Below are 10,937 nucleotides of genomic sequence, written 5' to 3'. Positions count from 1 at the left end.
CGGCACCGCCGTCGCTGCACCCCGTCTGGCCCTCGGGGACCGAGGCCTCGGTGACCAGCTTCCGCTCGGTGGCGGAGCCGAGCGTCCAGCCACCGTGGCACTCGAGGCTGGCCAGCTTGGTGACGCCGGTGGCGATCCGGTCGCCCACGCCGCCCTCCTTGATGGTGATCGTCATCGTCCCGCCCGGCGGTGGCGCTGCCGGGGCTGGCGGCGCCACGCCCCCACCCGGACCGTCCGGGGCCGGCGGCTCCGACGCCCCGCTTCCACACCAACGCGCGCCGCACGTACCGGCCCCGGACCAGCGGCGTGACGTGCCCGGACAGCCGGCGGGCCAGGGCGCGGGCGGCAGGCTGGCCGTGTCCGCCTCGGCGGCGGCTGAGGGCACCACCGGCCCGCGCGGAACCAGGGCCAGGAAGCTGAGCTGCACGCTCGTACTCTCCGTCGCGGGTCTGCTGGTGGCCGGGCTGGTCACCTCGACCTTCGTCTTCGACCTGCTGCCCGGCACGGGTGGCGACACCCAGCATGGCGACCAGCCTCCGGCCGCTTCCGAGAAGCCGTCCCCCTCCGGTGGCGGCGAAGGCAACGGCGGCAACGCGAGCGGCGGCACGGGAGGCAGTGGCGACAAGCCCAGTGACGAGCCCTCGGACGGCGAAGTGGCCTCGGTGCCCCAGAAGTTCGTCGGCACCTGGCGTGGCGACCTGCGGACGGACAGCGGTCTGCCGGGCGGGACGATGACGATCACCATCAAGGAGGGCGGCGTGGGCGACCGGATCGCCACCGGCGTCACCAAGCTGGCCAGCCTCGAGTGCCACGGTGGCTGGACGCTCGGCTCCGCCACCGAGCGGAAGCTGGTCACCGAGGCCTCGGTCCCCGAGGGCCAGACGGGGTGCAGCGACGGCGGTGCCGAAGAGACCTTCTCCCTCCGCCAGGACGGCAGCCTGCGCTACGAGTCCAACGATGATCCGGCCGGCAACACGGAGGGCACCCTGCGCAAGGTGAAGTGAACGCGCGGGGCCGTGGGGGCGGCCGTCCGTACCCCGGGGTTCGTACCCGTATCGGGTCCGCACTCAGGGCGCGGATCGGCGGGCACGGGCCGCGGCACGGACGCTGCCGAACCGGTGTCAAAGGGCTGGCGTAGGCTGGATCGGTCGTTGTAGCCGCCATGAAGGGACGCCCGGTGCCCGAGAACGCCGACCTCCAGTCCGTACTCGACCGTGCCGCGCAGGGCGGCCGGGTCAGTCCGGAAGAGGCGCTCGACCTCTACCGCTCGGCCCCGCTGCACGCCCTGGGCAGTGCCGCGGACGAGGCCCGCCGACGGCGCTACGCCGGTACGGAGCACCTCGCGACGTACATCATCGAGCGGAACATCAACTACACCAACTCCTGTGTGACCGCCTGCAAGTTCTGTGCCTTCTACGCCTCGCCGAAGAGCGACCAGGTGTGGACCAGGGACCTGGACGACATCCTGCGCCGATGCGCGGAGACGGTGGAACTGGGCGGCACCCAGATCATGTTCCAGGGTGGTCACCACCCGGACTACGGCGTGGAGTACTACGAGGAGCACTTCGCCGCGATCAAGCAGGCGTTTCCGCAGCTGGTGATCCACTCCCTGGGTGCCTCCGAGGTGGAGCACATGGCGCGGATCTCCGGGGTGAGCCCACAGGAGGCGATCCGGCGCATCCACGCGGCCGGCCTGGACTCCTTCGCCGGGGCGGGCGCCGAACTCCTCCCGGCCCGTGCCCGCCAGGCGATCGCGCCGCTCAAGGAGTCCGGCGAGCGCTGGCTGGAGATCATGGAGACGGCGCACGGCCTCGGTGTCGAGTCGACGTCCACCATGCTGATGGGCACCGGCGAGACCAACGCGGAGCGGATCGAGCACCTCCGCATGATCCGGGACGTGCAGGACCGTACGGGCGGCTTCCGCGCCTTCATCCCGTACACCTACCAGCCGGAGAACAACACGCTGAAGGGTCGGACGCAGGCCACCGTGTTCGAGTACCTCCGGATGATCGCGATCGCCCGGATCTTCCTGGACAACATCGCTCACATCCAGGGCTCCTGGCTGACGGTGGGCAAGGAGGCCGGTCAGTTGTCGCTGCACTACGGCGCGGACGATCTGGGCTCGGTGATGCTGGAGGAGAACGTCGTCTCCTCGGCCGGCGCGAAGCACCGCTCCAACCGGCTGGAGCTGATCGACCTCATCCGCAAGGCGGACCGCGTACCAGCCCAGCGCGCGACGACGTACGAGCACCTGGTGGTGCACGACGACCCGGCACAGGACCCGGTCGACGACCGGGCGGTCTCGCACCTGTCCTCCACCGCGATCGACGGGGGCACGGCGCATCCGCAACTGAACCTGGTCGACGCGGGCTGAGCGGGAGCGCGCGAGGGCGTACCGGGAGCCCGGCGAACGGGACAGGGGCCGCCGATCCATCAACGGCGTGGTCGGCGGCTTCTCATTTCGAGTGACGGTACGGTCGAACGCTGGAGCACGACCCACACGTCCGTTCACGCTTGTGCCCATGGGAGTAGCTATGACCGCCGAACGGCAGGAGCGGGCCACCCCGGACACCTGGATGTGCCCGCCGGAGGACGGCTGGACGTACGACCAGGTGAAGGATCTGGAGCTGCCCTTCGACTGGGAACTTGTGGACGGGATCATCGTGACTCGAGGCATGACGAAGTTCTGGCACGACCAGGTGCGGGACAACCTCTGCGCGGCCTTGAGACAGGCCAAGCGCGATCCGTGCGGGATCAATGTCGAACGCTGCGTGATGGTCGATGAGCACAACATCATCAAGCCGGACATCGTCGTGTACGACAAGACCGGGCTGGACGTCTTCACCCTGGAGTGCCTGCCGGTGGAGCACGTGGCCCTGGTCGCGGAGGTCGTCTCGCCCGGCTCCCGTAGTGAGGACAGGTTCCGCAAGCCGGGGATGCTCGGGGAGAGGGGCGTGCCGTACTACTGGTGTGTGGAGCGCGGGGCGGACGGCGTCCCGGAGGTGCACGAGTTCTGGCGGCACCACGAGATGGGCGTCCTGGCCCCGCCGGACCATCCGCGCCACCGGACCCGGTTGAAGACCGAGGTGCCCTTCCCGGTGGAGGTGGACTTGGCCTCGCTCGTCCAGCTCTGACGCGCCGTACCGACGCCCCGGCGTACGCGTGTCCGGCGTGCGGTGAACAATGGAGCCGTGACCCGCGCATCTCTGGACAAGCAACCGCACGAAGTCGCCGCGATGTTCGATGACGTCGCCGAGCGCTACGACCTGACCAACGACGTGCTCTCCCTCGGGCAGAGCCGGTTCTGGCGCCGTGCCGTCACCCGCGCCGTCGAGCCGTGTGCGGGACAGCGCGTGCTGGACCTCGCGGCCGGCACCGCGACCTCCGCCATGCCGTTCGTCGAGGCCGGTGCCTTCACCGTGCCCTGTGACTTCTCGCTGGGCATGCTCAGCGAGGGCAAGAAGCGGCACGCGTGGATGCCGTTCACCGCCGGGGACGCGACCCGACTGCCGTTCCGGGACGACGTGTTCGACGCCGTCACGATCAGCTTCGGGTTGCGCAACATCTCGGACGTGGACGCCGCGCTTCGCGAGATGCTGCGGGTGACGGCCCCCGGCGGGCGGCTGGTCATCTGCGAGTTCAGCCATCCCACCTGGGCGCCGTTCCGCACGGTGTACGCCGAGTACCTGATGCGGGCGCTGCCGCCGGTCGCGCGGCGCGTGTCCAGCAGTCCGGACGCGTACGTCTATCTCGCCGAGTCCATCCGCGCCTGGCCGGAGCAGCCCGCCCTCGCCGGTCAGCTGCAACGGGCCGGCTGGTCCCGGGTGGCCTGGCGGAACCTCAGCGGCGGCATCGTCGCGCTGCACCGCGGCGTGAAGGCGAGCGCGGGCGCGCGGGACTGAGCCGAGCCCGGGCGCCGAGCCGTCCGTACGCCCGCCGGGTACGCCCGCCCGCCAGGCAGGTGCCGTGCCGTACCGGCGTGCCGCCGTCCTGTGGTGCGTCCGTACGGTTTCCCGCATCCGATCCCCCGCGGCACGGCCGCCCGCCGCCCGCCTCCTAGACTGTGCCTGTCAGCGCCGGGGCGACCGGCACGCGCCACCGAGTCTTGCGGGAGCCCGTTGTGACCGAGCAGCCCCTCGCCAAAGCGTCGTCCACGCCGTCCGAGCAACGGGCGGACGTGATCGTGGTGGGAGCCGGCCCAGCCGGTTCGACCACCGCGTACCACCTGGCTCGTGCCGGACTGGACGTGCTGCTGCTGGAGAAGACCGCCTTCCCGCGCGAGAAGGTCTGCGGCGACGGCCTCACCCCACGGGCCACCAAACAGCTGGTGGGCATGGGCATCGATGTCTCCGAGGAGGCCGGCTGGCTCCGTAACAAGGGGCTGCGCATCATCGGTGGCGGGCATCGACTGCAGTTGGAGTGGCCGGAGTTGGCCAGCTATCCGAACTACGGCCTGGTGCGCCGCCGGGACGACTTCGACGAGTTGTTGGCGCGGCAGGCGGAGAAGGCGGGCGCGCGGCTGTACGAACGCTGCAACGTCGGCGAGCCGATCCTCGACGAGCGCACCAACCGGATCGTGGGCGTGCACGCGAAGACGGGTCCGGAGAAGGCCCCGGCGACCTTCCACGCGCCGCTGGTCGTCGCCGCGGACGGCAACTCGACGCGGCTCTCCCTGAAGATGGGCCTGCACCGGCGGGACGACCGGCCGATGGGCGTCGCGGTGCGTACGTACTTCACCTCGCCGCGACACGACGACGACTACCTCGAGTCCTGGCTGGAGCTGTGGGACCGACGCGGCGCGGAGGACCGGCTGCTGCCCGGCTACGGCTGGATCTTCGGCATGGGCGACGGCTGCTCGAACGTCGGCCTGGGCGTGCTGAACAGCTCCTCCTCCTTCAAGGACCTGGACTGGCGGGAGGTCCTGAAGACCTGGTGCGCCTCGATGCCGGAGGAGTGGGGCTACACCCCGGAGAACATGACCGGGCCGATCCGCGGTGCCGCGCTGCCCATGGCGTTCAACCGGCAACCGCACTACACCCGAGGGCTGTTGCTCGTGGGCGACGCCGGCGGGCTGGTCAATCCGTTCAACGGCGAGGGCATCCCGTACGCCATGGAGTCCGGCCAGGCGGCGGCCGAGGTCATCGTGCAGGCGCACGCGCGGCAGAGTCCCGCGCAGCGCGAACTGGCCCTGCGCGGGTACCCCAAGGTGCTCAAGGAGACCTACGGGGGCTACTACTCGCTGGGGCGCGCGTTCGTGAAGCTCATCGGCAATCCGAAGGTCATGAAGCTGGCCGCGGAGCGCGGACTGAGCCACCCGCTGCTGATGCGCTTCACGCTCAAGATGCTGGCCAATCTCACCGATCCGAACGGCGGTGACAGCATGGACCGGATCATCAACGGACTGTCGAAGGTGGCTCCGCGCGCCTGAGCACCCTGTGCTCCCGCGCACGTACCAGGGGCCCCACCGCCGTGACGGTGGGGCCCCTGGTACGTGGGTTCGCGGGTGGCGGCCCGGTCAGAGGACGCGGGCCGCCGAGTCCGGCGGGTAGTCCGAGAGCGGCTGTTCCACGACGCCCTTCTCCGGGTTGGCGGCGTCGATGTAGTTGCCGTTCCCGACGTACACCGCGACATGGTGCGCGCTGCCGACCCCGCCCCAGAACAGCAGGTCGCCGGGCTGCGCCTGGTCGACCGAGATCTGGGTGCCGACGGTGGACTGGTCCTGGGAAACCCGCGGCAGGTCGATGCCGGCCTGCTTGAAGGCCGCCTGGGTGAGACTCGAGCAGTCGTACGCGTTGGGCCCCGAGGCGCCCATGACGTACGCCTTCCCGACCTGGGCGCGCAGGAAGCTGAGCACCTCTGCCACGCTGCCGGTCGCCGCCTCGTCGGGCGCGGAGGTCTCCGCGTCCGAGCTGAGCGCCGTACGTTCCGCGGCGCGCTCGGCACGTGCCTGCTCGGCCTGCCGCGCCTGCTCGGCCCGGCGGGCTTCGGCGGCCTCGGTCTTCTGTTCCTGGGCCTCGTCGGCCGCCTTGTCGGCAGCCTGGTCCCGAGCGTCGTCCAACTCGTACTGGTGTGCCGAGCGCTGCAGTGAGTCGGCGGCCTGCTCGGTCGCCGTCGGCAGGTTGACGTCGAGGGCCGGGAGCTGAGCGGTGGTCTCGTTGGGCGTGGACTCCTGGCCGCCCGAGGAGGACGGTGCGGCCCCGGCCGTCACCGCCATGGTGCCGAGGACGCCACCGGCAACTCCGGCCCGCATGGCCAGGTTTCGCCTGGACCGGGTGCGGGGCTTCCGGTGGCTGGGTATGTGCGCGGTTGGGGACATGAGTACTGGGTATCAGGGGTCCTGGGTTGCCTTCAATAAAGGTGGGATGCGCCACAGTCGGCGGCCTGTGGGCCAGTTGGCCCGGTCTGGATCTTTGGCGAGCGGGTTGACGGCGCGTTAGCAATGCCCAACTACGGCCCTGTGTCCTGGTCGTTGTCCGCTAAGACCGAATTGCTCCCAGGGCTTATCACGTACGCATAACGGCGGCAAAGAAGACGTCGGACGCCGAGAGTTGCCGTGACGCAGGTCACAGGACAAACCGAACTCATCGGTCACGCCCGTTTTTTGGTCACACGACGCGCGATAGTCCTTGTGCCGCCGTTCACGACCTTCGCCGGCGAATCGCCCGTCGCGCTTCGGCGGACGAGCGCGGCGCCTTGATCCGTAGGGTGTCCCATCCCTGTTCCAAGATCGTCGACTAGCAGCTAGTGATGTCCAGCGCGAATTTGCCATTGCATCGCTACGCTTGATAGCGAAACCGCTTTCCGGGCAGGTCAACATGCCCGAGGGGTCACCACCGGTGACTGTCCACGCGCTTCGCGTGTGTAGACGAGTATGCAGTTTGCCTTATGTTCATTCAGCAGGTGGCAAAGATCACAAAGCTGTAGTAGCACCCCGTGTCGCACGTCACAGAGCCCCGGGCATAAGATGCTCCACCAGGGCTTGTGAACTGCCTCACATAGGAGCGATCTTCGTGGGTAACGGCACCGGCCCAGCGGCCAGCCGGACGTCAGCGTCGGTCCCCCCGGACCGGCAGCCCGAGAGAGGCCCCCGACAGGGGGAAACCGGAAGGAGCGAGGAGCGGTGAACGCGTACGCGCCCATCCTTGTCTTGGGGGCCCTGGGAGCGGCCTTTGCGATCTTCTCCGTGGCCGCGGCCGCGGTCATCGGCCCGAAGCGGTACAACCGAGCCAAGCTCGAGGCGTACGAATGCGGGATCGAGCCCACGCCGCAGCCGGCGGGCGGCGGCAAGTTCCCCATCAAGTACTACCTGACGGCGATGCTCTTCATCGTCTTCGACATCGAAATCGTCTTCCTCTACCCCTGGGCTGTCTCGTTCGACGCCCTGGGGATCTTCGGGCTCGTGGAGATGCTGCTCTTCGTGCTCACCGTCTTCGTCGCCTACGCGTACGTGTGGCGACGGGGCGGTCTGGAATGGGACTAGGGGCATAGGAAATGGGACTCGAAGAGAAACTGCCGAGCGGCTTCGCGCTGACCACCGTCGAGATGGCCGCCGGCTGGGTGCGCAAGGCGTCGATGTTCCCGGCGACCTTCGGACTCGCCTGCTGTGCCATCGAGATGATGACCACCGGCGCGGGGCGGTATGACCTGGGCCGGTTCGGCATGGAGATCTTCCGCGGATCACCACGGCAGGCGGACCTCATGATCGTGGCGGGCCGGGTGAGCCAGAAGATGGCTCCGGTGCTGCGCCAGGTCTACGACCAGATGCCCGACCCCAAGTGGGTGATCTCCATGGGTGTCTGCGCTTCGTCCGGGGGGATGTTCAACAACTACGCGATCGTGCAGGGCGTCGATCACGTCGTGCCGGTCGACATCTACCTCCCCGGCTGCCCGCCGCGTCCGGAGATGTTGATGGACGCGATCCTCAAACTCCACGAGAAGGTTCAGGGCTCGAAGCTGGGCGTGAACCAGGAGGAAGCGGCCCGGGAAGCGGAAGAAGCGGCGAAGAACGCGCTTCCGACGATCGAGATGAAGGGGCTGCTTCGGTGAGCGAGAACGGCCAGAGCAACGGCGTGAACCCGGACCAGGACCTCCAGGCGGAGAACCTGCCCGGTCATCGCGGTGCCGGGGGCGAGGTCATCGGGGTGCGTCGTGGCATGTTCGGTGCCAACGACGGCGGCGACACCTCCGGTTACGGCGGCCTCGTACGTCCCGTCCGGCTGCCCGGCGGCTCGCAGCGGCCGTACGGACCGGGCCCGGAGGCGGGCTGGTTCGACGAGGTCGCCGACGAACTCGAGGGCGCGCTCGAGGAGCAGGGCGTGCGGCCGGAGGACGTGATCGGCAAGACCGTGGTCGACTGCGGCGAGATCACCTTCCACGTCGAGCGGGAGGAACTGCCGAGGGTTGCCCGGCTGCTACGGGACGACCCGGCGCTGCGCTTCGAGATGTGCACCGGCGTGAGCGGCGTGCACTACCCGGAGGACCAGGGGCGAGAGCTGCACGCCGTCTACCACATGCGTTCGTTCACACACAACCGGTTGATCCGGCTCGAGGTCACCGCGCCCGACGAGGACCCGCACATCCCGTCGATCGTCGAGACCTACCCGGCCAACGACTGGCACGAGCGGGAGACCTACGACTTCTTCGGCCTGATCTTCGACGGTCACCCGGCGCTGACCCGGATCATGATGCCGGACGACTGGCAGGGCTTCCCGCAGCGCAAGGACTACCCGCTCGGTGGGATTCCCGTCGAGTACAAGGGCGCCCAGATCCCGGCACCCGACCAGCGGAGGTCGTACAGCTGATGTCTCCCCACCCGAACACCGACGCGACCCACGCGACCGCGGGCATCCGCGAGACCACCGAGGGCACCGTCTACGACGTCACCGGCGGCGACTGGGACGAGATCGCCGAGGCGGCCAGGAAGAGCGACGACGAGCGCATCATCGTCAACATGGGGCCGCAGCACCCCTCCACGCACGGCGTGCTGCGACTCATCCTGGAGATCGACGGCGAGACGGTGACCGAGGCCCGTTGCGGCATCGGCTATCTGCACACCGGTATCGAGAAGAACCTCGAGTACCGCACCTGGACGCAGGGCACCACCTTCGTCACGCGCATGGACTACCTCACACCGTTCTTCAACGAGGCCGCTTACTGCCTCGGAGTCGAGCGACTGTTGGGCATCGAGGACGACGTGCCGGACCGCGCCCAGATCATCCGGGTGCTGCTGATGGAGCTGAACCGGCTCTCCTCGCACTGCGTCTACATCGCCACCGGCGGCATGGAGCTGGGCGCCACCACCGTGATGATCTACGGCTTCCGGGACCGCGAGCTGGTTCTGGACCTGTACGAGCTGATCACCGGGCTGCGCATGAACCACGCCTTCATCCGCCCCGGCGGCCTGTCCCAGGACCTGCCGCCCGGCACCATGGACGCGCTGCGCGAGTTCGTGAAGAAGATGCGCAAGAACCTCACGGAATACGACAAGCTCGCCACCACCAACCCGATCTTCAAGGGCCGGCTCCAGGGCATCGGTCATCTGGACCTGGCCGGCTGCATGGCCCTGGGCGCCACCGGTCCCATCCTGCGCTCCACCGGGTTGCCGTACGACCTGCGCAAGGAGCAGCCGTACTGCGGATACGAGACCTACGACTTCGAGGTGCCCACCGAGGACACCTGCGACGCCTACGGCCGGTTCAAGATCCGCATCGAGGAGATGCGGCAGTCGCTGCGCATCATCGAGCAGTGCATGGAGCGGCTCGAGCCGGGCCCCGTGATGGTCGGTGACAAGAAGATCGCCTGGCCGGCACAGCTCGCTCTGGGTCCGGACGGTCTGGGTAACTCCCTGGACCACATCAAGAAGATCATGGGCACCTCGATGGAGGCCCTGATCCACCACTTCAAGCTGGTCACCGAGGGTTTCCGGGTGCCACCGGGACAGGCGTACGTGGCTGTGGAGTCGCCCAAGGGCGAACTGGGCGTGCACGTGGCGAGCGACGGCGGCACCCGGCCGTACCGGGTGCACTTCCGGGACCCGTCCTTCAACAACCTGCAGTCGATGGCGGCGATGTGCGAGGGCGGCCAGGTCGCCGACGTCATCGTGGCCGTCGCGTCCCTCGACCCCGTGATGGGAGGCGTTGACCGATGACGGACGTGTCACTCGGTATGCCCGAGCTGCCGGCTCCCGACTATCCCGCGGACGTCCGGGCCCGACTGGAGACGGACGCGAAGGAGATCATCGCCCGCTACCCGGACAGCCGTTCCGCCCTGCTGCCGATGCTGCACCTCGTGCAGTCCGAGGAGGGCCATGTCACCCGTACCGGGCAGCGGTTCTGCGCCGAACTGCTGGACCTGACCACGGCCGAGGTGAACGCGGTCGCGACCTTCTACAGCATGTACCGGCGCAAGCCGTCCGGCGACTACCAGGTCGGCGTCTGCACCAACACCCTGTGCGCGGTGATGGGCGGCGACGAGATCTTCGAGGAACTGCAGCGGCACCTCGGCGTCGGGAACAACGAGACCACCGAGGACGGCAAGGTCACCGTCGAGCACATCGAGTGCAACGCGGCCTGCGACTTCGCGCCCGTGGTGATGGTCAACTGGGAGTTCTTCGACAACCAGACTCCGCAGAGCGCCACGCGGTTGGTGGACGACCTGCGCGCAGGGCGGGACGTCGAACCCACCCGCGGCGCCCGGCTGTGCACCTTCAAGGAGACCGCGCGCATCCTCGCGGGCTTCCCCGACGAGCGGCCCGGCGCCGTCGAGGCGACCGGCGGGGCCGGCCCCGCGTCCCTCGCCGGCCTGCGCCTGGCCAAGGGGGAGACGCCCGCCGGCCGGGTGGTCTCCCCGCGGGCGGGTGAACCGCCGGCCGGGGAACGGCCGGCGACCCACCCCAGCTCGCACGACGCTCCGCAGCAGAACGCTCCGTCCGATCCGGC

At 69.1% G+C, this 10,937-nt stretch carries 11 protein-coding genes; 10 read left to right on the top strand and 1 reads right to left on the bottom strand.

The features are described 5' to 3' along the window. The first annotated feature begins 311 nt into the window (after window positions 1-311). From AN216_RS29205 to AN216_RS12280, 5 genes are all read left to right on the top strand, one after another. Complete coding sequence (locus AN216_RS29205) at window positions 312-1,004, top strand: hypothetical protein (protein WP_170843102.1); 693 nt, start codon at window positions 312-314, stop codon at window positions 1,002-1,004. Between the two features lie 173 nt (window positions 1,005-1,177). Next, window positions 1,178-2,374: a cyclic dehypoxanthinyl futalosine synthase gene (mqnC, locus tag AN216_RS12295; protein WP_070196735.1), complete on the top strand. Its 1,197-nt coding sequence runs from the start codon at window positions 1,178-1,180 to the stop codon at window positions 2,372-2,374. Window positions 2,375-2,522: 148 nt separating this feature from the next. Beyond that, window positions 2,523-3,134, top strand: coding sequence for a Uma2 family endonuclease (locus AN216_RS12290; RefSeq protein ID WP_244502434.1), 612 nt, complete (start codon window positions 2,523-2,525; stop codon window positions 3,132-3,134). Between the two features lie 57 nt (window positions 3,135-3,191). Beyond that, complete coding sequence (locus AN216_RS12285; protein WP_079166517.1) at window positions 3,192-3,902, top strand: demethylmenaquinone methyltransferase; 711 nt, start codon at window positions 3,192-3,194, stop codon at window positions 3,900-3,902. 218 nt (window positions 3,903-4,120) lie between these two features. After that, window positions 4,121-5,428 (top strand): geranylgeranyl reductase family protein, encoded by a 1,308-nt coding sequence (locus AN216_RS12280; protein WP_070196696.1) that lies wholly within the window; start codon window positions 4,121-4,123, stop codon window positions 5,426-5,428. An 87-nt stretch (window positions 5,429-5,515) separates the two neighbouring features. Here the strand turns inward: AN216_RS12280 and AN216_RS12275 are convergent, their stop codons facing one another. Further along, window positions 5,516-6,316, bottom strand: a complete 801-nt coding sequence (locus tag AN216_RS12275) for a C40 family peptidase (RefSeq protein ID WP_107401969.1) — start codon at window positions 6,314-6,316, stop codon at window positions 5,516-5,518. Window positions 6,317-7,120: 804 nt separating this feature from the next. Here AN216_RS12275 and AN216_RS12270 point away from each other — a divergent pair. From AN216_RS12270 to nuoE, 5 genes are all read left to right on the top strand, one after another. After that, window positions 7,121-7,480, top strand: coding sequence for an NADH-quinone oxidoreductase subunit A (locus tag AN216_RS12270; protein WP_070196694.1), 360 nt, complete (start codon window positions 7,121-7,123; stop codon window positions 7,478-7,480). An 11-nt stretch (window positions 7,481-7,491) separates the two neighbouring features. After that, a complete protein-coding gene (locus tag AN216_RS12265) occupies window positions 7,492-8,046 on the top strand; it encodes a NuoB/complex I 20 kDa subunit family protein (RefSeq protein WP_070196693.1) in 555 nt (184 codons plus the stop codon). Next, window positions 8,043-8,801, top strand: coding sequence for an NADH-quinone oxidoreductase subunit C (locus tag AN216_RS12260; RefSeq protein WP_070196692.1), 759 nt, complete (start codon window positions 8,043-8,045; stop codon window positions 8,799-8,801). Before AN216_RS12265 ends, AN216_RS12260 begins: the two co-directional genes overlap by 4 nt. Then, entirely contained in the window at window positions 8,801-10,147 is a 1,347-nt protein-coding gene (locus AN216_RS12255) for an NADH-quinone oxidoreductase subunit D (RefSeq protein ID WP_070196691.1), read from the top strand. The genes AN216_RS12260 and AN216_RS12255 overlap by 1 nt, the downstream gene beginning before the upstream one ends. After that, window positions 10,144-10,937: NADH-quinone oxidoreductase subunit NuoE (gene nuoE / locus AN216_RS12250; protein WP_070196690.1), on the top strand; the 794-nt coding region annotated here is incomplete at its 3' end. The genes AN216_RS12255 and nuoE, both read left to right, overlap by 4 nt.

Origin of the sequence: Streptomyces oceani, from assembly GCF_001751245.1 — a bacterium.
Lineage (GTDB): Bacteria > Actinomycetota > Actinomycetes > Streptomycetales > Streptomycetaceae > Streptomyces > Streptomyces oceani.
The sequence above is the reverse complement of the archived record's forward strand: the minus strand, read 5'-3'. Positions and strand labels throughout refer to the sequence as shown.